At 69.0% G+C, this 22,357-nt stretch carries 20 protein-coding genes and 1 pseudogene; 15 read left to right on the top strand and 6 right to left on the bottom strand.

Annotated features, from left to right (window positions below):
• Positions 1-19 precede the first annotated feature (19 nt).
• The 3 genes from rnc to I2W78_RS10520 all read left to right on the top strand — a co-directional run bounded on the left by rnc (position 20) and on the right by I2W78_RS10520 (position 3,332).
• Positions 20-886: a ribonuclease III gene (rnc, locus tag I2W78_RS10530; RefSeq protein WP_196464498.1), complete on the top strand. Its 867-nt coding sequence runs from the start codon at positions 20-22 to the stop codon at positions 884-886.
• 110 nt (positions 887-996) lie between these two features.
• Positions 997-1,872 (top strand): bifunctional DNA-formamidopyrimidine glycosylase/DNA-(apurinic or apyrimidinic site) lyase, encoded by an 876-nt coding sequence (gene mutM / locus I2W78_RS10525; protein ID WP_196458937.1) that lies wholly within the window; start codon positions 997-999, stop codon positions 1,870-1,872.
• 362 nt (positions 1,873-2,234) lie between these two features.
• Entirely contained in the window at positions 2,235-3,332 is a 1,098-nt protein-coding gene (locus I2W78_RS10520) for an integrase core domain-containing protein (protein WP_196458936.1), read from the top strand.
• Positions 3,333-3,391: 59 nt separating this feature from the next.
• Here the strand turns inward: I2W78_RS10520 and I2W78_RS10515 are convergent.
• The 5 genes and pseudogenes from I2W78_RS10515 to I2W78_RS10495 all read right to left on the bottom strand — a co-directional run.
• Positions 3,392-3,748: pseudogene (locus I2W78_RS10515) on the bottom strand (transposase); the annotation flags it as partial.
• A gap of 171 nt (positions 3,749-3,919) precedes the next feature.
• Entirely contained in the window at positions 3,920-4,798 is an 879-nt protein-coding gene (locus tag I2W78_RS10510; protein ID WP_196458934.1) for an NAD(P)-dependent oxidoreductase, read from the bottom strand.
• 69 nt (positions 4,799-4,867) lie between these two features.
• Positions 4,868-6,289, bottom strand: coding sequence for an APC family permease (locus I2W78_RS10505; RefSeq protein WP_307783663.1), 1,422 nt, complete (start codon positions 6,287-6,289; stop codon positions 4,868-4,870).
• Between the two features lie 629 nt (positions 6,290-6,918).
• Positions 6,919-7,869: an alpha/beta hydrolase gene (locus tag I2W78_RS10500; RefSeq protein WP_196458933.1), complete on the bottom strand. Its 951-nt coding sequence runs from the start codon at positions 7,867-7,869 to the stop codon at positions 6,919-6,921.
• The gene (locus tag I2W78_RS10495) at positions 7,866-8,402 is read right to left on the bottom strand and encodes an acyl-CoA dehydrogenase family protein (RefSeq protein WP_196458932.1); all 537 of its coding nucleotides are present in this window, start codon (positions 8,400-8,402) and stop codon (positions 7,866-7,868) included. The genes I2W78_RS10500 and I2W78_RS10495 overlap by 4 nt, the downstream gene beginning before the upstream one ends.
• Before the next feature lie 152 nt (positions 8,403-8,554).
• On the opposite strand from I2W78_RS10495, the gene I2W78_RS10490 reads away from it, so the two are divergent.
• Positions 8,555-9,142: a TetR/AcrR family transcriptional regulator gene (locus I2W78_RS10490; protein WP_196458931.1), complete on the top strand. Its 588-nt coding sequence runs from the start codon at positions 8,555-8,557 to the stop codon at positions 9,140-9,142.
• 15 nt (positions 9,143-9,157) lie between these two features.
• Here the strand turns inward: I2W78_RS10490 and I2W78_RS10485 are convergent, their stop codons facing one another.
• Entirely contained in the window at positions 9,158-9,754 is a 597-nt protein-coding gene (locus I2W78_RS10485) for a TetR/AcrR family transcriptional regulator (protein ID WP_196458930.1), read from the bottom strand.
• A gap of 832 nt (positions 9,755-10,586) precedes the next feature.
• Between I2W78_RS10485 and I2W78_RS10480 the strand changes: the two genes are divergently transcribed.
• The 11 genes from I2W78_RS10480 to I2W78_RS10435 all read left to right on the top strand — a co-directional run bounded on the left by I2W78_RS10480 (position 10,587) and on the right by I2W78_RS10435 (position 22,352).
• A complete protein-coding gene (locus I2W78_RS10480; RefSeq protein ID WP_196458929.1) occupies positions 10,587-11,453 on the top strand; it encodes a phytanoyl-CoA dioxygenase family protein in 867 nt (288 codons plus the stop codon).
• Positions 11,454-11,508: 55 nt separating this feature from the next.
• Positions 11,509-13,107 (top strand): flavin-containing monooxygenase, encoded by a 1,599-nt coding sequence (locus tag I2W78_RS10475; protein ID WP_196458928.1) that lies wholly within the window; start codon positions 11,509-11,511, stop codon positions 13,105-13,107.
• A gap of 49 nt (positions 13,108-13,156) precedes the next feature.
• On the top strand, positions 13,157-13,783 hold the full coding sequence (locus I2W78_RS10470; RefSeq protein WP_196458927.1) for a hypothetical protein: 627 nt from the start codon (positions 13,157-13,159) through the stop codon (positions 13,781-13,783).
• The gene (locus I2W78_RS41100) at positions 13,776-14,780 is read left to right on the top strand and encodes a hypothetical protein (RefSeq protein ID WP_269066435.1); all 1,005 of its coding nucleotides are present in this window, start codon (positions 13,776-13,778) and stop codon (positions 14,778-14,780) included. The genes I2W78_RS10470 and I2W78_RS41100 overlap by 8 nt, the downstream gene beginning before the upstream one ends.
• On the top strand, positions 14,777-15,148 hold the full coding sequence (locus I2W78_RS41095; RefSeq protein WP_307783661.1) for a hypothetical protein: 372 nt from the start codon (positions 14,777-14,779) through the stop codon (positions 15,146-15,148). The genes I2W78_RS41100 and I2W78_RS41095 overlap by 4 nt, the downstream gene beginning before the upstream one ends.
• Entirely contained in the window at positions 15,148-16,254 is a 1,107-nt protein-coding gene (locus I2W78_RS10460; protein WP_196458925.1) for a Zn-dependent alcohol dehydrogenase, read from the top strand. Before I2W78_RS41095 ends, I2W78_RS10460 begins: the two co-directional genes overlap by 1 nt.
• On the top strand, positions 16,254-17,039 hold the full coding sequence (locus I2W78_RS10455) for a gamma-glutamyl-gamma-aminobutyrate hydrolase family protein (RefSeq protein WP_196458924.1): 786 nt from the start codon (positions 16,254-16,256) through the stop codon (positions 17,037-17,039). The genes I2W78_RS10460 and I2W78_RS10455 overlap by 1 nt, the downstream gene beginning before the upstream one ends.
• A gap of 47 nt (positions 17,040-17,086) precedes the next feature.
• Positions 17,087-18,592 carry an aldehyde dehydrogenase family protein gene (locus I2W78_RS10450; protein ID WP_196458923.1) on the top strand — a complete coding sequence of 502 codons (1,506 nt, stop codon included), beginning with the start codon at positions 17,087-17,089 and terminating at the stop codon, positions 18,590-18,592.
• Between the two features lie 14 nt (positions 18,593-18,606).
• Positions 18,607-19,635 carry a dihydrodipicolinate reductase gene (locus tag I2W78_RS10445; RefSeq protein ID WP_196458922.1) on the top strand — a complete coding sequence of 343 codons (1,029 nt, stop codon included), beginning with the start codon at positions 18,607-18,609 and terminating at the stop codon, positions 19,633-19,635.
• Between the two features lie 80 nt (positions 19,636-19,715).
• Positions 19,716-21,293: an acyl--CoA ligase family protein gene (locus tag I2W78_RS10440; RefSeq protein ID WP_196458921.1), complete on the top strand. Its 1,578-nt coding sequence runs from the start codon at positions 19,716-19,718 to the stop codon at positions 21,291-21,293.
• A gap of 261 nt (positions 21,294-21,554) precedes the next feature.
• On the top strand, positions 21,555-22,352 hold the full coding sequence (locus tag I2W78_RS10435) for a CoA transferase subunit A (protein WP_196458920.1): 798 nt from the start codon (positions 21,555-21,557) through the stop codon (positions 22,350-22,352).
• The last annotated feature ends 5 nt before the right edge of the window (positions 22,353-22,357 follow it).

Below are 22,357 nucleotides of genomic sequence, written 5' to 3'. Positions count from 1 at the left end.
GCGGCTGGTGAGAGGCACTGTGTCCACGCCGAAGAAGCAGTCTTCCCGCGCGAGCGGGGGTGGACCGGACAACCAGGCCTCGTCCCACACGCTTCTGGAAGGGCGGCTCGGCTACAAGGTCGAGTCCGCCCTTCTGGTGCGAGCGCTGACCCACCGTTCCTACGCGTACGAGAACGGCGGTCTGCCGACGAACGAGCGGCTGGAGTTCCTCGGGGACTCCGTGCTCGGCCTCGTCGTCACGGACACGCTGTACCGCACCCACCCCGACCTGCCCGAAGGCCAGCTGGCCAAGCTGCGGGCCGCGGTGGTCAACTCTCGTGCGCTGGCGGACGTGGGGCGGACGCTGGACCTGGGCTCCTTCATCCGGCTCGGCCGCGGTGAAGAGGGCACGGGCGGCCGGGACAAGGCATCGATCCTCGCCGACACCCTGGAAGCGGTGATCGGCGCGGTCTATCTCGACCAGGGCCTGGACTCGGCGGCGGAGCTGGTGCACCGCCTGTTCGACCCGCTGATCGAGAAGTCCTCGAACCTCGGAGCCGGCCTGGACTGGAAGACGTCCCTCCAGGAGCTCACCGCGACCGAGGGGCTCGGCGTGCCCGAGTACCTGGTCACGGAGACCGGCCCCGACCATGAGAAGACCTTCACTGCTGCCGCCCGCGTCGGAGGCGTCTCGTACGGCACCGGCACCGGCCGCAGCAAGAAGGAGGCGGAGCAGCAGGCCGCCGAATCCGCCTGGCGGTCCATCCGCGCGGCGGCGGACGAGCGCGCCAAGGCCGCCGCGGCCACGGGCGCGGCACCGGCCGTGGCCGCGGTCCCGCTGAGGGACGGCGCCGCGCGGGAAGGCACCGCCGGTGACAGCACGGACGCCCCCTCGGCGTCGGGCTGACCGGCTCCGCCGGAACAGGCACCTGCGGAACACAACAGCACACCCGAGCGCCCGCCCCAGCCCGGGGCGGGCGCTCGGCTCGTACGACGGATTGGGACGGGGGAGGCGCGATGCCCGAGTTGCCCGAGGTGGAGGTCGTCCGGCGTGGCCTGGAGCAGTGGGTCGCCCACCGGACCGTCACCGACGTCGAGGTGCTGCACCCGCGCGCCGTACGCCGTCACCTCGCCGGCGCCGACGACTTCGCGCACCGCCTGAAGGGCCACCGCGTCGGCACCCCGAGCCGGCGCGGCAAGTACCTGTGGCTGCCGCTGGAGGACACCGACCAGGCGATCCTGGCCCACCTCGGCATGAGCGGCCAGCTCCTGGTCCAGCCGCACGCGGTACCCGACGAGAAGCACCTGCGCATCCGCGTCCGGTTCGCCGACGCCCTCGGCACCGAACTGCGCTTCGTCGACCAGCGCACCTTCGGCGGCCTGTCGTTGCACGACACCACCGCCGACGGCCTGCCCGACGTCATCGCACACATCGCCCGCGACCCCATCGACCCGTTGTTCGACGACGAGGTGTTCCACCAGGCGCTGCGTCGCAAGCGCAGCACCATCAAACGCGCCCTGCTGGACCAGTCGTTGATCAGCGGCGTCGGCAACATCTACGCGGACGAGGCCCTTTGGCGCGCTCGCCTCCACTACGACCGCCCGACGTCCACCTTCACCCGCCCCCGCACGCTCGAACTCCTCGGCCACATCAGGGACGTACTCAACGCCGCCCTGTCCGTGGGCGGCACGAGCTTCGACAGCCTGTACGTCAACGTCAACGGCGAGTCGGGTTATTTCAGCAGAGATTTGAACGTGTATGGGCGCTCTGACCAGGCATGTAACCGGTGTGGAACGAGGATCAGAAGAGCCCCGTTCATGAACCGCTCCTCCTACTTCTGCCCGAAGTGTCAGCCCATTCCGAAGAGCAGCGGAGCACGTTTTCCCAGGTGAGACGCGGTTCTACTTCATTGGCAGCGTAGGTTCGACGTCGTCGGAGTTCAACTCCAATGAGGGAAGAGTTCGACTTCGCATTTACGTTTATGTTCGGCGCTTCTGAGGTTTTCGCTTCGGGGTGACGTCATGGCGGTGTCCAGGTGAGGCCGGTCTCGGCGATGAAGCCGTCGAGGAGGTCGGGCCGGTACTCAGGTTGAACTCGTAGACGTCGCAGGTCGTGACGTTTCGTGATCCCTGCGGTACGACGCGGGCATGCGGTATGCGCAGCGTGGTGGAGACACTGTGCGTGCCGAGAATCTCGTCCGCGCAGGTCATCCCGCTTGCGGCCGCTGCCAGTTGCCACGGCATGATGACCACTCGTGCTCCTGCGTCTCGCCTGTCTGACCGTGTCGAATGCCTTCGCCGCGCTCTGGCTGCTCCCGATGAGCGACCGCGCCAAGGACGCCGAGATCCTGGCCCTACGCCACCAGATCACGGTCCTTGAGCGCCAACTCGGCCCGAGAAGGGTGAAGTTTGCCCCCGAGGATCGGGGCTTCCTCGCCGCGCTCCTGGCACCGCTGCCGCGCCAGGTGCTGCGTCGTCTCCGGCTTCTGGTACGTCCGGACACGGTGCTGCGGTGGCACCACAACCTGGTGAAGCAGCGGCACGCCCGCATCTGCCGCCCCAAGCGGCCCGGACGGCCGCGCACCGTCCGCTCGATCCGGGCGCTGATCCTGCGCCTGGCCCGCGAGAACCCGACCTGGGGCTACCGACGCCTGCACGGTGAACTGCTCGTCCTCGGCGTGAAAGTGGCGGCGTCCACGGTCTGGGAGATCCTCAAGGACGCCGGGACCCCGCCGGCGCCCGAGCGGACGTCCAGTACCTGGGCGGACTTCCTGCGCTCCCAGGCGGACGCGCTCCTCGCGTGCGACTTCTTCGAAACCGTCACCCTGTCCGGGGCGCGGCTGTACGTGTTCGCGCTCATCGAGCACACCGACCGGCGCATCCGGATCCTGGGTGTGACCGCGCACCCGACCGCCTTCTGGGTCGTGCAGGCGGCGAGGAATCTCGTCATGGATCTCCAGGACGCCGGCTGCCAGGCCTGCTACCTGATCCGGGACCGGGACGGGAAGTTCCCCGAACTGTTCGACACGATCCTCGCCGACGCGGGGATCGAGATCGTGCTCAGCGGCATCCGGATGCCCCGCATGAACTCCATCATGGAGAGATGGGTGCAGACCTGCCGCCGTGAACTGCTGGACCGCACCCTGATCTGGAACCAGCGGCATCTCCTCCACGCGCTGCGGGAGTTCGAGCAGTTCTACAACGCGCACCGGCCGCACCAGGGCATCGCGAACGCCCGCCCGCTGCACCCGCCCCCCGAACCGATCACCGATCCGGACGAAATCGCCCGCCTCGACATACATCGAACCGACCGACTCGGCGGCCTCCTTCACGAGTACCAGCATGCTGCGTGACCAGGCCGGATGAGGTTTCCGGCAAGGGCAGTGTTGACGACGACATGTGGCTATGGCCTGTCCATGACCTCCTTGCCGATCCGCATCCCGGCGGCGTCGTGGTGGCCGCGGGCGGTCGTGGAGTCCACGCCGACCAGGGACAAGTCAGCCTTCCCCTGGCGGGCGGCCTCGGTGATCAGACCCTCCAGGAGGGCGGTGAACACACCGGCGTTCCGCCAGACCCGAAAGCGTCCGTCGACGGTGGCCCAAGGCCCGAACTCGCCCGGCACCTCACGCCACTGGGCACCGGACCGGAACCGCCGGATCACCCCCTCGAACTGGTCCCGCAGCCGCTCGGGATACGGGCCGTACTCACCGATCGGCACATACGGCTCGATCAACTCCCACCGATCATCGGCGAGTTGCCTGCGCGTCACAGTCCTCGTTCCTACCGGATCCGCTCTCCCGGCGGACCCGACCGGCAACATTGATCACGACATCACACAGGCCCTGGCCGTGCTGCACGTCGCGCATCTTCTCGGATGACGGTGGGCCCCCGCGTCAGGGCAGGAAGCGGGGGCTCGGGGACGCCGCCGACGGTGGCGCGGTCAGTCTGCCTGCGGCGCGGGCTTCTCCAGGAGAAGCGGGAACAGCGCCGCGGGCAGGTCGGCTCCGCGCCCGGCCTCCACTGCGCGCTGGTAGAGCTTGCGCGCACCTTCCGTCATCGGGCCACGCAGGCCGATGTCGTAGGAGGATGTGGTGGCCAGTTCCATACAGGCGAAGAACGTGTCGATGGTCGCCTCGTCCGTGCTGTAGTCGCCCTTCTCGACGCGGTCCACCGAGTCGCGGAGTTCGCGTTCCAGGATCGCCACGGTCGGCAGCGTGTGGTTGAGCAGCCTCCGGGGCGAGACGCCGTACGCCGACGCGAACGCCAGTGCTTCCTGGAAGGCGCCTTCCGCAGCCATGTAGAAGATGAGCATGCCGAGGTCCAGGGCACAGGCGTCGCCCACGTTGTCGCCCGCGTGGTTGGTGGTGCCGCCGAGCAGCAGCAGGGTCGGCTCCAGCTCGTTCCAGATCTCCGCGGGCCCGGAGAAGACGACACCTCCACCCGGCCGGCCGATGTCCTTGGGGTACGCGGCGATGGTCCCGTGCAGATAGCGGCCACCGCGCTCCCTGACCCACGCGTCGGTCTCGATCGCGTGGTGGGGTGTTCCCGTCGCGAGGTTGACGATCGTCCGTCCGTCGAGCCGGACGTCGTCGCCCAGGACTGTGCGCAGCGCCGCGCTGTCGGTGAGGACCGAGATGACCACCGGGCTCGCCTGGGCGGCGGCGACCGCCGACTCCGCCACTCCGGCACCCCGCTCGCGGAGCTTCTCCGCCTTGGTGGCGGTGCGGTTCCACACCGTGACCTCCCGACCGCCTTCCACGATCGCGGACGCGACCGCCGTCCCCATCAGGCCGAGACCGAGAACACTTACGTCGGACAAGGTGTCCACCTTCCTCTGTCGTTCATTTTCGTACAGGCCCTGCGGGTCGGAGTGGCGGCTGCTCGGTGCCTACTGCCGGCCGATGCGCTCGTAGACGTCGGGGCGGGACCGGCGGTAGACCAAGGCAGTGATGACGCCCACTACGAACGTTCCATAGACCAGGGCGAACATCCCGTTTGTCAGGCTCTCGGAGCCACTGATGAGGGTGCTGAAGTTCTGCGTCGCCAGGACCAGCGACACGGCGAGACCGGTGAGAGCGAGGACGGGCGCGACCACTGACTTCCAGACGTTGGTGTCGCTCGGCCTGGTCCGCCGGAGGTAGACGGGGATCGCGACTCCGGTGACCAGCAGCAGGACGATCAGTGCGTAGCCGAAGATGCCGCTCAGGGTCGCGTACAGAAGGGTGGGGTCGGCCGCGAAGATGACGAAGGGCGCCAGGCCGAGGACCGTCGCCACGGTGGTGACCAGGGACGCGCGGTAGGGGGCGCCCTGGCGGGGGTGCACCTTGCTGAGCCCCTTGTGCAGGATTCCGTCCGCGCCGAGGTTGTAGAGATAGCGAGCCGTGATGTTGTGACTGGACAGCGCCGCGGCGAAGATGCTCGTGGTGAGCAGCACGGTGGCCAGGTCAACCAAGACGCGCCCGCTGTACGCGGCGGCGCTGTCCATGAACGACTGCGTCGGGTCGGCAGCCGTGGCAGCCACCACCTTGTCGGTGCCGTACGCCTGGATCAGCAGCCACGCGCTGCCGGCGTACAGGAGCGTCACCAGGCCGATGAACAGGTACGTCGTCCGGGGCACGGTGCGGTCCGGGTCGCGCACCTCGTCGCGGAAGATGGTGGTCGCCTCGAACCCGCCGAAACAGAGGACGGCGAACAGCAGCGCGAGACCCGTCGACCCCGAGAGGGCCGCGTCCGGGGTGAAGGAGGAGAGGCTGAAACCCGAGGCGCCGCCCTTGGCCACCACGCTGGCGTCGTAGACCAGGACGATGACGACCTCGCACACCAGCACCACGGACAGGACCCGCGCTGACACGTCGAGCTTGAAATAGCCCAGCACGCCGACGGCCGCCACCAGCGCCAGGCCCCAGAGCCACCAGCTGATCGCCGGTCCGTGGTACCTGTCCTGGATGAGCGACTTGAGCACCAGACCGAAATACGCGTAGCAGGACAGGGTGATGGCGTAGTAGCACAGGAGTGCCAGGAACGAGGAGCCCAGCCCGACGACCCGGCCCAGGCCTGCGGTGATGTAGGCGTAGAACCCACCGGGATTGGGGAGATGCCGGGCCATCGTGGTGAAGCCGGCGGCGAACAGGGCCAGGATCACGCCTGCCGCCACGAAGGCCACCGGTGCGCCGATGCCGTTGCCGTAGCCGACGACGAGCGGGATGAAGCCGACGACGACCGCCATGGGTGCGTTGAAGGCCAGCACGGTGAACAGTAGGTGGAACATGCTGAGGTTGCCGCGCAACTGGGGCTCTGAAGCGACTCCCACGGACGGCACCTCCGTCTCGGTCGCTGGTCTCACGGAACTCATGGGTTGTCTCCTGACGGTGGCCCCTGCCCCTGGACAGGGGCTTCGGCGGTGAGGGTTGAGATCTGAGCGGGCTGCCCTTGGAGTTCGTGTCTCGGGCCGGCTCCAGGATGAGATCAGTCCGGACTGGGTGAGTTGGGTTCAGCACAGCCGACCGAATTGGTCGAAAGACTAGGTCGAATGTCCCAACTGGGCAAGACGGGGGTGTGGTAAATTCTTTGTTTCGCTTGACAGGGGCAAGAAGAGGAATCTTCTCCGAAGATTGCGATTAACTCCGACAGGGCATGGCACTCCGGAAGCAACGAGGTCCGGTGCCAACTCGGCCCGTATTACGGTGAGGTCAACGGCATTGGCGGGCCGCGCTCATCGCGACCTCGCCTGGGCTGCATTCATCCACGTCAACGCGATTTGCCGATCTAGGGCACGCGGTAAGTGCACCGCCCGCCGAAATGTGCGGGAAACGCAATTCAAGGAATGCCGAGTGCTTCTGCACTCGCGGGGAAGGGCCTCCCTGTACCGGGTGACCGGCACAGCCTGCCTTCGATCACCTGGGCAAGCTGCCGCCGGAGCCAATCAACTTGGTCATGCGATCAAGAACTGTCATCTTGGGTGTCCGCCCCGAACGCGCGGACGAGGTGCCCGGCGGCGTCGTCGACCGCCTCCTTCGCCCGTGCGATGGTTCCGACCTCGGTGAAGAAAGCGTGGAAGACGCCCGGGTAGCGCTTGGCGGCGCTTCGTACGCCGTCCTCTCGTAGCCGGCGGGCGAAGTCCTCCCCGTCGTCGCGCAGCGGGTCGCACTCCGCGGTGATGATGAACGCCGGCGGGAGGCCTCGCAGGTCGCGAGCGTTCGCGGGCACGGCGAGCGGGTCGGCGCGGTCGGCCTCGTCGCGCAGGTACTGGTCCCAGAACCACAGGACGTCGTCGCTGGTGATCAATGGACCGTCGGCGTACTCGGTCCAGGACGGGCGTGGCACGCCGTACTCGGTGGGCGGGTAGGCCAGCAACTGGAAGACGATGGGTGGGCCGCCCCGGTCGCGGGCGAGCAGGCACACGGCCACGGAGAGGTTGGCGCCGGCGCTGTCGCCGCCGATCGCGATGCGGGACGAGTCTGCGCCCAGTTCGGCGGCGTGGGAGGACACCCAGGTCAGGGCGCGGAAGCAGTCGTCGAGCGGCTCGGGGAACTTGTGCTCGGGCGCGAGACGGTAGTCCACCGAGACGACGACACAGCCCGCCGCCGTCGACAGCGTGCGGCACAGGGCGTCCACGCCGTCCAGACCGCCCACCGTCCAGCCGCCTCCGTGGAGGTATACCAGGACCGGCAGTCCGGCCTCGGGGCCGGGCCGGTACACCCTGACCGGGATCTCGGCTTCCGCGCCGGGGACGGTCCGGTCGTACACCTCGTGGATGACCGGAGGCGGAAGGTCGGAGGCGCGTGCGCGGACCCACTCTCGTGCACCCGCGACGCCCAGCCGGTGCAGCGGTCGCGGAAGCAGCTCCTTGAGCAGGTCGGCCGACGCCTGCGCGTCGGGATCGAGTTTCACGGTGCCTCCGGGACGGTGCGCGACGTGCAGGGCTCAGGGGTCACCGGACAGTGACAGGACATTCCGCCGTCGACGGCGAGGGTGGTGCCGGTGCGGCCGTCGATGCGCCGGCCGCCCGGAACCCGTTCGGCGCGCGTGGTCAGCGCGGCCGGGTCCGATCCCGCACCGGGGGCCGGTTCGGTCATCGCGAAGCACGACCGGATCTCGCCGGTGGCGAGCGGGCGCAGATGGCGCTCCTGCTGCTCGGGGGTCGCGACGGCCTCCAGCAGGCGCATGTCGCCCCCGTCGGGAGCGGCGATGTTCAGCGCCGGCGGGCCGAGCAGTGAGTAGCCCGCCTCCTCGAACACCACGGTGCGGCCCCGCATGTCCAGTCCGTGACCGCCGTACTCGGCCGCGACATGGGGGGCGAAAAACCCCGCCCGGACGACTCTCCTGTGCCGGTCCTCGACGGGGAGCACGGTCTCCCGAATGAAGCGGGCGCCGGGGTCGGCGAGCTTCGCCACGACCGGACCCGGGAAGAGATCGACAGTCATGAGTACTCCTGTCGGCTAATGAGGGTTAGCCGACTGTAAGGCGGCACAGACCGGATGACAAGAGCCAGGCATTCGATCCGATGACGCTCCTGCTACTCTTGGCTAGCCGGTCTGCACTGGCATGGGAGTACACAACCGAGGGGTGAGCGGGGATGACCGTGGCGGGATCGCGGACCGAGGGCATCCGCGCCGCGGCGCTGGACCTGTTCACCAGGCTCGGCTACGGGGCGACCACGATGGCCGACATCGGCGCGGCGGTGGGGATCCGCGGACCGAGCCTGTACAAGCACGTCGCGTCCAAGCAGGATCTGCTCGTGCAGATCATGACGGACACCATGGACAACCTGCTGGCGCTGCACCGGGTGGCCGTCGACAGCAGCAGTGATCCCACCGAGCGGCTGCGGCGCGCCACCGAGGCCCACGTGCGCTACCACGCCCGCCATCGGCAGGAGGCGTTCGTCGGCAATCGCGAGATCCGCAGCCTGGCCGAGCCCCACCGTACGAAGATCCTGACCCGCCGCGCGGAGTACGAGGCGGGATTCCGCGACCTGGTGACGGAGGGTGTTGCGGCGGGGTGCTTCAGTGTCGCGTCGGCCCGGCTGGCCTCGTACGCGATCCTGGATCTCGGTATGGGCGTGGCCACCTGGTTCCGGGACGACGGCGAACTGACCGAGGACACCGTGGCCTGGCAGTACGGAGAGTTCGCCCTCAGTATGGTCGGGGCGTCCCCGCGGTCGTGAGCGCGGGGGCAGTGGTCAGGGCCGCCCGGCCCGGTGTCCGTCGGCCAGCCGCTCCATCGCCTCGGTGGCCAGGTCGATGTCGACCATCAGGTGGTCGGGGTCCCGGAACGCCAGCCACTGGTAGACCAGCCCGTCACTCACGGCGGCGATCATGCGGGCCAGTGGCTCCACGAGCTTCGCCTCGTCACCCTCGCGCATCCCCTTGTTGAGGGTCTTGATCATCACTTCGAGATGGATCTGGTAGGCCTTGGAGGCAAGTTCCCCCTCCTGGCGCAGGACCCAGAAGAACAGCTCGGCCTGGGCGTGCGCATGCTTCTCGGCAGACTGGTAGTAGCCCATGAGCTGCCGGAGCAGGCTGGCCGCGGTGCGGCCCAGGCCGGCTCGTTCGCGTACATGCCAGATGGTGTTCTCCAGCGTGGCGATCTGCTGCTCGTAGATCGCGAAGAAGAGCTCCTCCTTGGAGCTGAAGCAGTAGTGCAGGCTCGCGAGAGGCGCGCCGGCCTGCGCCGCGATCCGGCGGGTGGTGGCACCGTCCACCCCGAATTCCGCGATCACGTCGACGGCCGCCTGGATGAAGACCTCGCGGCGCTGGGTGGCTCGGAGTCGCGCCATGGCAGAACCCTATCTACGTGTACGGAGGTGACTGTCGCCTGTCAGGGTATCGTGACTAAGTCGCATGCCCATGACGCGCGCCTGGTCAGAAGCAGTGCATTGCCGGGGTGCATGGCCCGGCTTCACCAACCGTTCGGACCGACTCGGACCGTTGACCAGGTTTCGGACCCCAGCCTCATACACTCCGTTGACACCGTCGGCGTGGGTGGCGGCGACCGGGCCGCTTGTCCGATGGGCACGGAATCGAGTCGGGTATCGCCACGACCGAGGACATCGACATGGGAAGGTGCGTGGCTGCGCACCTCCGCCGCTCCTGGCCCGATGTCGGGCCGGCCTGCTCGGCGGCAAGACCAGGCGGGGCTTCTGGGCCTGTGCCTGACGTGGATGCCCCCCGGTAAACGTTGTGTTACCAGTCGAGTGTTGCGTTCGCCCGACTCGCCGCCGACAGGGCCATCACAGCCACCTCCCGCGAAGTCCCCATCGCGTCCGATTCCCTCTAGATCAAGTGACCAACTTTTCCGCTAGTTGGCTGGTTGAAGCGGAGGTGGAGCGTCGCAATCGAAGAGTGTCACCCGGGCCCGGTGCTTCGCCCAGCCTCTCCTGAATCCACTGGTACCCCCAGATTACGGGGCTGGGACGCTCTCGAATTTCCGCCACATCGACCGTTGACATCAGTTCATACCAGCATCACGATGTGGTCATCGGACTTGGTCTTACGACCAAAAACGGCTCGCCTGACTTTCTTGTCCCACGCCGGCACTCCGTCAGCCGGTATCCGAGCCTCCCCGCACGTCCCTCCAACCGCCCACCCGGTATGCACAAGGGGTACGAGATGACCACCAGCACGAACGTGAAACTGCGCTCCGTCCCGGCAGCGACTCCGGTCGCCGACATTCTGGACATCGTGTCCGAGGACGGCGGAGTGATCATCCAGCAGCTGTTGTCCCAGGACCAGGTCCGCCGCTTCAACGCCGAGATCGACCCGGCGATGCACGCGCTGGAGCCAGGCGCCAAGAACCCCGGTGACGAGGGCATCGCCGACTTCCACGGCAAGAACACCAAGCGGCTCACCAACCTCGTCACGCTGAGCAAGACCTTCCGCGAGGAGATCCTCAACCACGAGATCGTCGCCGCCCTGGCGGACGCGGTCTTTCTGGAAGAGTCCGGGGCGTACTGGATGAACACCGCGCAGGTGATCGAGATCGGGCCGGGGAACAAGGCGCAGCCGCTCCACCGTGATCTGGAGAACAACTACCCGTTCATCGGCATGGGGCCGGCCGGCCCCGAGACAATGATCAACTTTCTGGTCGCGCTGACCGACTTCACCGAGGAGAACGGCGCCACGCGCGTCATCCCCGGCAGCAACCACTGGCCGGACTACGAGGACCGCGGCACCCCGGAGATGACGATCCCCGCCGAGATGAAGAGCGGCGACGTGCTGTTCATCAACGGCAAGGTCGTCCACGGCGGCGGCCAGAACCGGACGACGGACTTCTACCGGCGCGGTGTGGCCTGGGCCTTCCAGCCCAGCTTCCTCACCCCGGAGGAGGCGTACCCCTTCATCGTCGACCACGAGATCGTCCGCTCGCTGCCTGAGCGGGTGCAGGGCCTGCTCGGCTTCCGGTCCCAGTACCCCAAGGGCTGCCCGGGCCTGTGGCAGGTCGACTACGTCGAGCTGGCCGAGTACCTGAAGCTCTGACCGGCCCCCCGACGGCAAAAGCCTGCCCCGCTCGGACACTGAGAGGAACAGACACATGGATCTCGCTCGCGCGACGGCGCAACCGGGCCGACCGGACTCGGTACCCGGCCAGAGCCGGAGCCGGCACACCGCCCCCGCGCCGGGCGGCCGCTACGCGGTCGTCGTCATCGGCTCCGGGATGGGCGGGATCTGTGCCGCGATCAAGCTCAAGGAGATAGGGGTCGACTCCCTGGCCGTCCTTGAGCGTGCCGAGGAGGTAGGCGGCACCTGGCGGGCGAACACCTACCCCGGGATCGCCGTCGACACGTCGATCCTCCAGTACTCGCTGTCCTTCGAGCCGAACCCCGGCTGGTCCCGCCTGTACGCCGGCGGCGCCGAGCTTCAGCGGTACCTGATCGGCCTGTCGGAGAAGTACGGCATCCGCCGCCACATCAGGTTCGGCACCGACGTCACGGAGATGCGGTACGCCGAGAACGAGCAGCTGTGGCAGATCTCCACCCGCTCGGGCGCGACGTACACCGCGAACGTCGTCGTCAACGCGACCGGGCACCTCAGCACACCGGCCATCCCCAGCATCCCCGGCCTGGACCAGTTCGAGGGCCAGGTACTGCACTCGGCCGAGTGGGACGCCTCCTTCGACGCCTCGGGGCGCCGTATCGCCGCCATCGGCAGCGGTGCGAGCGCCGCACAGCTCGTGCCGTGCATCGCCCGGGACGCGGAGCAGGTGTACGTCTACCAGCGCTCCGCGCCCTGGGTGTTCCCGCGCGACGACCGGCCGATCGGCCGGATCGAGGCGGCGGTCTACCGGCACCTGCCGTTCGTGCTCAAGGCGCAGCGCTGGCGCCGCTTCTGGGGCAACGACAAGGTGGCGTACGCCTTCGAGAAGCAGAACGAGACGGTCGGCAAGCAGCAGCGGTACGCCGAGGAGTTCATCGAGCGTTCGATCCCGGACCCGGAGCTGCGCCGGGCGGTCACCCCTGACTACAGCGTCGGGTGCAAGCGGCGCATCATGTCCGACGACTGGTACCCGGCGCTGCTGCGGGAGAACGTGGAGCTGATCCCCAGCGCGCTGACCGAAGTGCGGCCCCGCGCGGTGGTCGGTCCGGACGGCGTGGAGCGGCCGGTCGACACCATCGTCTTCAATACCGGCTTCGCGGTCGAGGGCTTCATGCCGATGAAGGTCTTCGGCACCGGCGGGACCGAACTCCACGACGCGTGGTCGGACGGCGCCCAGACCCACCTGGGTATCACCGTCTCCGGCTACCCGAACCTCTTCCTGATCTCCGGGCCCAACACCGCGATCGGCGCGGGATCGTACGCCTTCATGATCGAGTGCCAGGTCCGGTACATCACCGGCGCGCTGGAGCTGATGCGCCGGCGCGGGCTGTCCGCGCTGGACGTACGGCTCGACGTGCAGCGCCGCTCGTACTGGAAGACGCAGAGCCGGCTGTCCGGAAGCGTCTACGGCTCCGGCTGCGAGGGCTGGTACCAGGGCGAGGGCGGCCGGATCGACACCCTGTGGCCGGGCATGAACGCCGAGTACTGGTGGCGCACCCGGCGCTTCGACCCGAAGAGCTATCACCTCGTCACCCGGGCGCCGAATTTCTCCCGCACCGCCGCTGCCGCGTCCGCGACGACGATTTCGGCCGCCTGAAACCCCCCGAGTGAGCTGACCAGTTGACCATGAACAGGAAGTGCCGGCCATGACCCGATCGGCTGTCTCTGTCGTAACCGAGGACGATCCCACTCCGCTGGTGCTGTCGGTCGCACGGACGCTTCGTGCCAGCGCCCGTGTCCCGGAGCTGCTGCCGGTGCTGCGGGGCCTGAGCGGCACCGTCGTCGTGCGGTCGAAGGACGACCCCCAGGCGGTGACGATCCGCTTCGCCGACGGCGAGTGCAGGGTCGACCACGGGGCCGCCGCCGATCGCGATCTCGTGCTCATCGTGGATCTCGCGGACCGCTTCACCATCGTCGAGGTACGGGGATCCGAACCGACGGCCCCCCTGGCCGACGACGTGCACAGCGTGCTGGAACCGCCGCTGCCACCGTGGCGGGACGCCGCCACCGGCTTCTGGGAGTTCACCGGCTCGGATCCGGGGATGCCCGGGCAACTCGTGGTCACCTGCGAGGACGAGCAGAGCGAGTACGTCCTCGGTGACGGTCTGCCGCGTTACGTGATCAGCGGCCCTTCCCACACGCTCGCCCGGGTGTTCACGGGGACCGACACCTTCCTCGACGCGGTCTTCACCGGAGCCGTGTCCGTCCGCGGCACCCTTCCCCAGCTGTCCGTGATGGCCGGCGCGTCCCTGAAGGTGAGGTTCCATGCCTGACATGCTTGACACGCCCGAGAACATCGGTGACTGGCTCCGCGAACGGAACATCACCTCCGTCAGGGTCGAGGGCACCAACCTCGAAGGGGCGTTCATCGGGAAGAACGTCTCGCCGCGCAAGCTGGAGTCCGGCCTGACGTCCGGCTTCGCGTTCGCCGACGTGGCCTTCGGCCTCGACCTGGGCAACGTCCCGGTGTTCGGTTTCGCCATGCCGTCCTGGCGTGGCGACCTGCCCGACATCCTGCTGCACCTGGACCCCTCGACCATCGTCGAATGGGCTCCGGGGCGCGCGGCCGTCCTCGGAGATTTCCGGGACAAGGAGGGGCAGCCGCTCCCGGCCTGTCCGCGCAACACCCTGCGCCGCCTGACGGACCGGCTGGACGGCCTGGGCTACCGGGCCAAGGCGGCGATCGAGATCGAGGCCACGGTCTTCGAGGAGTCCGTCCACGAGGCCCGCCGGAAGAACTACCAGGACCTGACCCCGCTGGGCGGGGCCGCGGGATCGGCGTACCACCTCGCCAAGTCCAAGGACTGGGACGACTACATGTCGGCGGTCGCCCGCCGGCTGGACGAGCTCGGCATCGACTGGGAGGCGTGGAACGACGAGGCCGCCGCAGGGCAGATCGAGCTCAACCTCGCCCCGGCCGACCCCGTGACCGTCGCCGACTCCTGGGCCCGCACCCGGCAGGTCATGCGCGAAGTGGCGTTCGGACTGGACCACTGCGTCACTTTCATGGCCAAGCCGACGGCCGGCTACGGGCAGGCGTCACACGTCAACGTATCCCTGGAGCAGGACGGACAGAACGTCTTCTACGAGGAGTCCGGCCCCTCGAAGGTCATGACCCACTTCCTCGGTGGCGTCATGGCCACGCTGCCGGGAGCGACATCCTTCGCGCTGCCGCAGATCACCTCCTACCGCCGCCTGGTCGACCTCGACGGCCCCCGACCACGGTCACCTGGGGTATCGCCAACAAGAGCGCGGCCGTCCGCGCCGTGACCGGTCACCCGAAGTACTCCCGGCTGGAGTACCGGACCCCGGGCGCGGACGCGAACATCTACCTCGTACTCGCGGCGGTGCTGGCCGGCGGTCTGGCCGGCCTGGAGGGCAAGATCGACCCGCCGGCACCGTTCGAGCAGATGGCCTGGTGCCTGCCCCCGGGGACGGCGAGGATCCCGGACAGCATCAGCAAGGCCGCCGCCGCGCTGGAAGCCGACGAGTTGCTGGCGGGCGTGCTGGGTCAGGATCTCGTCGACTACTGGCTGGGCACCAGGCGCTGGGAGTGGCTGCAATTCCACACCACCGGCGGCGACCCCGACGCCGACCTCACCACGTGGGAGTCCAACCGCTACTTCGAGCTGCCGTGATGACGGCGCTCGTCGACGCGGCGGTACTGAACACCGCGCCCGGCCGGCTGGAGATCGAGAAGCTGAGGCTCGATGTACCGGGACCGGACGAGGTCCTGGTACGAGTGGTCAGCGCAGGCCTGTGCCACTCGGACCTGCACGAGATCGACGGAACCTTCGCGTCGGAACCGCCGATCGTGCTCGGTCACGAGGCATCGGGTGTGGTGGAGGCGGTGGGGGCCGATGTGGTGGGGCTGCGGGTCGGCGACCACGTCGTCACCTGTCTGTCGGTCTTCTGCGGCCGATGCCGCTACTGCACCGGCGGCCGCCTCACGCTGTGCGAGAACCGGTCCCGGCTCTCCCACCAGCGGCCCGGTCCCCGGCTGGTGAACGCCGCCGGGCGCCCGGTGCGGCCGACGGCGGGGATCGGCGCCTTCGCCCAGGCGATGGTGGTCCATCAGAACGCCCTCGTACGGATCCCTTCCGACATGCCGATGGCCCCGGCAAGCATCCTCGGCTGCGCGGTGACCACGGGTCTGGGCGCGGTCTTCCGCGGCGCCCGCGTGGAGCCGGGCAGCAGCGTGGTGGTGATCGGCACCGGCGGGATCGGCACGGCCGCCATCCAGGGCGCCAGGATCGCGGGCGCGACGCAGATCATCGCCGTGGACCTGATCCCGGAGAAGCTCAAGGCAGCCGAGCGGTTCGGCGCCACGCACGCCCTGCACGCGGGCGAGTCCGACCCGGTCGAGGCCGTACGCGACATCACCGGTGGCGGCGCCGACTTCGCCTTCGAGGCGGTCGGGCGGAGTACGACGGTGGAACAGGCCTTCGCGATGCTGCGCCCCGGCGGACTCGCCACGGTCGTCGGCATGGTGCCGGAGCACACGCCGATCCGGGTCAGCGGGCCGGAACTGTTCCTTCAGGAGAAGCGCCTGCAGGGCTCCTTCATGGGCTCGAACCAGTTCAAGACGGATATCCCGCGCTACGTCGACCTCTATCTCCAGGGCCGGCTGCTGCTTGACGACATGGTGTCCGAGCACGTCACGCTCCCCGGGATCAACGAGGGCTTCGAGCTGCTGGCACAAGGACGGGCGACCCGCGTGGTCGCCGACATCGGGGAGGTCTGATGCGCCCCCTCATCGGTATCACCGGCCGTCGGCTGAGCGCGAGCCTGCTCAGCGGCATGGACGCCAGATACGCCGGCCGTCATGTCGACCAGTACTTCTCCGACTACGCCCGCTGTGTCGCCGAAGCCGGCGGCATCCCGGTGCACCTGCCCTTCGAGGCGGGGTCCATCGAGACGATGCGCCGCCTGGACGGCCTGCTCGTCACCGGCGGCCAGGACATCCATCCCAACCGCTGGGGCGGCGACGCGGGGGAGGCAACCGGCGCGGACCCGAGGCTGAACAGCATGGCCCACGACATCGAGCGGGACGCCTACGAGGCCCTGCTGATCCACGGCGCGGTCGCCGCGAGTGTGCCCGTGCTCGGGGTGTGCCGGGGCCACCAACTGCTCAACGTCGCCTTCGGCGGGCGGCTCGTCGCCGACATACCCCCGAGCGTCGTCGAGCACTACTCGCGGCAGGCAGCCCTCACCGACGGGGCCGGCGACCACGTCGTGCGGTTCTCCCCAGGATCGCTGGCCGCGTCGATCTACGGCTCCCGCGCGCAGGTCAACTCCTGGCACCACCAGGCCGTCGAGGTCTGCGGAAACGGGCTGGCGGTGTCCGGACGCGCCGCCGACGGCGTCGTCGAGTGCACCGAGATGCCCGGCCATCCCGTACTCGGTGTGCAGTGGCACCCCGAGTGGCAGCAGACGCCGGACCCGGTCTTCGGCTGGCTGGTCGACGCCGCCGGGCAGGCGCTCCAGAGGCGCGCCGGGCAGTCGGTCTCCACCGGACAGCCCCGCTGACCGGGACAGCAAACGAAACCCCCGCCGACCAGAGAATGGTGTTGATCATGACGCGGACTCCGACCCCGACGACGCGGCAGGACTGGCTGGACCTGCTGGAATCCACCCGCCTTCCGGCGGCCATGTGGGTGGACGGTGAGTGGGCGCAGGCCCGGGGCGGAGCCACCCTGCCGCTGGTCACGCCACGTGACGGCTCGGTTCTCGTACACCTTCCGGCCGCCGACGAAGGCGATGTCGACCGAGCAGTCCGGGGCGCCCGGCAGGCCTTCCTGGACCGCCGCTGGGCGGGGCTCGAGCCCCGTGAGCGGGGCGAGATCCTGATCCGCTGGGCCGATCTGCTGGACCGGCACCGGGACGAACTCGCGCTCCTGGTGGCCATGGAGATGGGCAAGCCGGTCGTCACGGCCCGGTCCGTGGAACTGCGCACCACGATCAACCTCATCCGGTGGTACGGCGAACTCGCCGACAAGCTGATGGACGAGTCACCGCGGGGCCGCGGCGAGGCGGTGGCCCTGGTCACCCGGGAACCCCTCGGGGTGATCGCCGCGATCACCCCGTGGAACTTCCCCATGACACTGTCGACCTTCAAGGTGCCCGCCGCGCTGGTCGCGGGCAACAGCGTCGTGCTCAAGCCCGCCAGCCAGTCGCCGCTGTCCATGCTGCGGGCAGCCGAACTGGCGCACCAGGCCGGTGTGCCGGCCGGGGTGTTCCAGGTCGTCACCGGCAGCGGGTCGGTGACCGGCGCCGCGCTGGGGCGGCACCCCGACGTCGCGACCCTGACGTTCACCGGCTCCACCGACGTCGGCAAGCAACTGCTGGGGTACGCGGCCGAGTCCAACGCCAAGCCGGTGTGGCTGGAGCTCGGCGGGAAGTCGCCGAACATCATCTTTCCGGACGCGCCGGACATGGCGAAGGCCATCGAGACGGCCGCCTGGGCGATCCACTTCAACTCCGGCCAGATGTGCACCGCCGGATCGCGGCTGATCGTCCACGAGTCGATCCGGGACACCGTCGTCGCGGGCGTGGTCGAGCACCTGGCAGCACTTCGCATCGGCGACCCGCTCGACCCGGCGACCCAGTTCGGCCCGCTCTCCAGCGAACGGCACCGCCGCGAGGTCCTCGCCGAAGTCACCTCGGGCATCAGCAGCGGGGCCAAGCTGGTCCACGGCTCCGACAGTCCGCGCACCGGCCCCGGCTGGTACATGGACCCGGCCGTGTTCGTGGACGTCGACCCCGACAGCCGGCTCGCCCAGCACGAGATCTTCGGGCCGGTGCTGTCCGTACTCACCTTCTCCGACGAGGAGTCGGCCGTCCGGATCGCGAACAACTCGGACTACGGCCTCGGTTCCTCGGTGTGGACCGCCGACCTCGCCCGCGCCCACCGCATGTCCCGTGCCATCGAGGCGGGCGTGGTGTGGGTCAACTGCTTCGAGGAGGGCGACTCGTCCGTGCCCTTCGGCGGGCGCAAACTCTCCGGCCACGGCTCCGACAAGAGCGTCCACGGCCTGGAGAAGTTCACCGCCCTGAAGACCACCTGGATCGCTCTCACATGATGGAAGGCGGACACATGACGGACACCACGCGCATTGCTCTGGTAGGGCTGGGAGCCACGGGCCTGGCGATCGGGCGGGCGCTGGCGGGCCGCAGGGACTGCACGCTGGTCGGGGCGGCGGACATCTCCCCGGAGCGGGTCGGCCGCGATCTCGGAGAGTTGCTGGGCGGCACGCCGTCCGGGACCGCCGTCGTCGCGGACCCCGACGCACTGCCCTTGGCCGATGTCGCGATGGTTGCCACCACCTCGATGCTGGACGCTGTCGAGCCGGTGCTGTCGGCGCTGGTGCGGCGGGGGATGAACGTGGTGAGCATCTGCGAGGAACTCGGTCATCCGTTCCTCAGCCATCCCGAGGTCTCCGGCCGGCTCGACAAGCTCGCGGTGGAGCACGGGGTCGCGGTGCTCGGCACCGGCTGCAACCCGGGCATGATCATGGACACCCTGCCGCTGCTGCTGAGCAGCCTGACCCAGCGGGTGCGGCGGGTGCGGATCCGGCGCACCGCCGACATGTCGCGCTACGGCGCCATCCTGACGAAATTCGGTCTGGGCCTGACCGAGGAGCGCTTCGCAGCCGAGCAGGGCGCCGGCCGGGTGATCGGGCATGTCGGCTTCGAGCAGTCGGTGGCGGCGCTGGCGGCCGGTCTCGGCCGGGACCTGGACGAGATCGTCGTCGATGCGCCCCGCCCCGCGCTGCTGGCCGCCGAGCCACGGAGCGGCGAGCACATCCGGATCGAGCCGGGGACGGTGGCCGCCGTGCTGCACGGCGCACGTGGGCTGAGCGGCGGTGAGGCCGTCATCGAACTCGGCATCCACTTCGGGCTCTTCCAGCCCGGCGACCCCATGGAGGACGGCGACGCCTGCGTCATCGAAGGCGACGAGCAGACCGTCGAGGTCAGGGTGCCGGGCGGATACGAGAGCTTCCTGTCCACCGTGGCCGTGGCGAGCAACGCCGTGGTCGCTGCCGTCGGGGCCGCGCCGGGCTTGCGGACCATGGCCGACCTTCCCGTCGCCGCCCTTGCCAGCAAGGGCGCCTGGCGCCGCTGAGAAGCCGATCTCCGATGTGTGGTCACTCCCGGACGGGACCGGGATCCGCCGCACCGTGCATACGAGAGGAGGTTCACCCGATGCCCGGTGACCTGTCGTTCGAACCGCTCACACCCGTTTCCTACCTGGACCGTGCGGCCGCCGCACACGGCGACCGACTCGCGGTGGTGGACGGCGACCAGCGGTGGACGTACGCGCAACTGCACGACCGGTGCCGCCGCCTGGCCGGAGCGCTCACCCCGCTGGCCGGCGGGCGCCCGGTGGCCGTGCTGGCGCCGAACACCCATGTCCTGCTGGAGGCCCACTTCGGCGTGCCCTGGGCCGGGGTGCCGCTCGTCGCGGTGAACACCCGGCTGTCCGCCCGGGAGATCGCGTACATCCTGGAGCACTCCGAGGCGGCGGTGCTGATCCACGACCCGGCCTTCGACGACCTCGTCGACGCCGCCCTCGCGCTGGTCACCGCGCCGCCGGTACGCATCAGGGCGGGCGAGGGCGACAACGGAACGTACGAGTCGCTGCTCGCCGACGCCGTCCCGCACGCGATCACCCCGCAGGACGAGCGGGCCCTGCTGGCGGTCAACTACACCTCCGGCACGACCGGCAGGCCCAAGGGCGTCATGTACCACCATCGCGGCGCCTACCTGCAGGCGCTGGCCATGGTGGGGCACACAGGGCTGTCGCCAACGGCCGTGCACTTGTGGACACTTCCGATGTTCCACTGCAATGGCTGGTGCTTCCCCTGGGCGGTGACCGCCGCGGCGGCCACCCACGTGTGCCTGCCGAAGGTCGACCCGGCCGAGATCTGGCGGCTCATCCGCGACGAGGGCGTCACCCATCTCAACGGGGCCCCGACCGTGCTGTCGATGATCGCGTACGCACCGGAGGCAGCCCCCGTCACCCCGGCCGTGCGGATAGCCACCGGCGGGGCCCCGCCCAGTCCGGCGATCCTGCGGCGGATGGCGGAGCTGGGCTTCGACGTCACCCACTTGTACGGGCTCACGGAGACGTTCGGTCCGGCGATGATCTGCGACTGGCGTCCCGAGTGGAACGGGCTCGACACCCACCAGCAGGCCCGGCTGAAGGCCCGGCAGGGCGTGGGGAACATGATCTCCTGCGCGGTCCGCGTCGTCGCGGCGAACGGCGCCGACGTCCCGCGCGACGGCGCGTCGGTGGGAGAGATCGCGCTGCGCGGCAACAACGTCATGCTCGGCTACTTGAAGGACCCGGCCGCAACCGAAAAGGCCTCCCCCGACGGCTGGTTCCGCACCGGCGACCTCGGGGTGATCCACCCCGACGGATACATCGAGCTGCGGGACCGCAGCAAGGACGTCATCATCTCCGGCGGCGAGAACATCGCCAGCGTCGAGGTGGAACAGGCCCTCTGTGAGCATCCGGCCGTCCTGGAGGCCGCGGTGATCGCTGTCCCGGACGAACGCTGGGGCGAGGTCCCCGCCGCCTACGTCACCCTGCACGCCGGCAAGGCGGCCACGCAGGCCGAACTCATCGAGCACGTCAAGAACCGGCTCGCCCGTTTCAAGGCGCCGAAGTACGTCGTGTTCGGCACGCTCCCCAAGACGTCAACCGGCAAGATCCAGAAGTTCGTCCTGCGGGACCGAGCCCGGGCCACTGCCGGACAGTCGGTCAACGGGGCCGGCTGAACGGTGCGGACTCCTCGGCCGACGGGATTCCGACCGCAGCGCATCAGCTATGGGGGCCAGAACTTTGCTGCATCTTCCTCGGAGAGAGTGCCCGTGAAACGGCTCGCCTAGCCGACAGATGTCGCCGACCTGGTCCTCTGGCTCTGCGGTGAGAAAGCCGGAATGGCCAACGGCAGCAGCTTCACCCTCGACGGCGGCTGGAGCGCGAGATGAGTCAGCCCTTGAAAGGCCGGATCACGAAGGCGAGAGGAAGGCGTAGATATGGACAAGACGATCGGTTCCGCAACTGAGGCGGTGGCCGACATACGGTCAGGTTCCTCGGTGGCGGTCGGCGGGTTCGGGCTGTGCGGCATACCGCGGGTACTGATCGACGCATTGTTCGCGGTCGGCGCGACCGATCTCGAAACGGTGTCCAACAACTGTGGCGTTGACGGGGCTGGACTGGGCGTCCTGCTCCGAGCGGGCAGGATCCGCCGCACCGTGTCGTCCTATGTCGGCGAGAACAAGGAGTTCGCACGTCAGTATCTGGCCGGTGAGCTGGAGGTCGAGCTGACACCACAGGGCACGTTGGCCGAGCGGCTACGAGCGGGAGGTTCAGGGATTCCGGCGTTCTACACCCCGGCGGGAGTAGGCACTCTGGTCGCTGACGGCGGTCTCCCGTGGCGCTACAACGCCGACGGCTCGGTGGCGGTGGCGTCGCCGGCGAAGGAGACTCGGGGGTTCCGCGGCCAGGAGTACGTGCTGGAAGAGGGGATCGTCACCGATTTCGCGCTGGTACGTGCGGCCAAGGGTGATCGGCACGGCAACCTGGTCTTCGACGCTTCAGCCAGGAACTTCAACCCGCTGTGCGCCATGGCCGGCCGGATCACGATCGCTGAGGTCGAGGAGTTGGTCGAGCCGGGCGAACTCGATCCGGAGCAGGTGCACACACCCGGCGTGTTCGTACAGCGCGTCGTCGAGGTCGGCACAGCAGGCAAGGGAATAGAAAAGCGCACCGTCCGGGAGCGAGCCGCCGCCTCCCGCGTATCCGGCCCCGGTCACCAGCCGATGGAAGGTTGAACTGC

Source organism: Streptomyces spinoverrucosus, from assembly GCF_015712165.1.
GTDB lineage: Bacteria > Actinomycetota > Actinomycetes > Streptomycetales > Streptomycetaceae > Streptomyces > Streptomyces spinoverrucosus_A.
The sequence above is the reverse complement of the archived record's forward strand: the minus strand, read 5'-3'. Positions and strand labels throughout refer to the sequence as shown.

What these genes read in the sequence shown, in the direction of transcription:
- I2W78_RS41100 (WP_269066435.1), top strand. Translation starts at nt 13,776, where the DNA reads ATGCCTGACATGCTTGACACGCCCGAGAACATCGGTGACTGGCTCCGC.
- I2W78_RS10435 (WP_196458920.1), top strand. Translation starts at nt 21,555, where the DNA reads ATGGACAAGACGATCGGTTCCGCAACTGAGGCGGTGGCCGACATACGG.
- I2W78_RS10475 (WP_196458928.1), top strand. Translation starts at nt 11,509, where the DNA reads ATGGATCTCGCTCGCGCGACGGCGCAACCGGGCCGACCGGACTCGGTA.
- I2W78_RS10495 (WP_196458932.1), bottom strand. Translation starts at nt 8,402, where the DNA reads ATGACTGTCGATCTCTTCCCGGGTCCGGTCGTGGCGAAGCTCGCCGAC.
- I2W78_RS10460 (WP_196458925.1), top strand. Translation starts at nt 15,148, where the DNA reads ATGACGGCGCTCGTCGACGCGGCGGTACTGAACACCGCGCCCGGCCGG.
- I2W78_RS10450 (WP_196458923.1), top strand. Translation starts at nt 17,087, where the DNA reads ATGACGCGGACTCCGACCCCGACGACGCGGCAGGACTGGCTGGACCTG.
- I2W78_RS10455 (WP_196458924.1), top strand. Translation starts at nt 16,254, where the DNA reads ATGCGCCCCCTCATCGGTATCACCGGCCGTCGGCTGAGCGCGAGCCTG.
- mutM (WP_196458937.1), top strand. Translation starts at nt 997, where the DNA reads ATGCCCGAGTTGCCCGAGGTGGAGGTCGTCCGGCGTGGCCTGGAGCAG.
- I2W78_RS10485 (WP_196458930.1), bottom strand. Translation starts at nt 9,754, where the DNA reads ATGGCGCGACTCCGAGCCACCCAGCGCCGCGAGGTCTTCATCCAGGCG.
- I2W78_RS10490 (WP_196458931.1), top strand. Translation starts at nt 8,555, where the DNA reads ATGACCGTGGCGGGATCGCGGACCGAGGGCATCCGCGCCGCGGCGCTG.
- I2W78_RS10440 (WP_196458921.1), top strand. Translation starts at nt 19,716, where the DNA reads ATGCCCGGTGACCTGTCGTTCGAACCGCTCACACCCGTTTCCTACCTG.
- I2W78_RS10480 (WP_196458929.1), top strand. Translation starts at nt 10,587, where the DNA reads ATGACCACCAGCACGAACGTGAAACTGCGCTCCGTCCCGGCAGCGACT.
- I2W78_RS10470 (WP_196458927.1), top strand. Translation starts at nt 13,157, where the DNA reads ATGACCCGATCGGCTGTCTCTGTCGTAACCGAGGACGATCCCACTCCG.
- I2W78_RS10445 (WP_196458922.1), top strand. Translation starts at nt 18,607, where the DNA reads ATGACGGACACCACGCGCATTGCTCTGGTAGGGCTGGGAGCCACGGGC.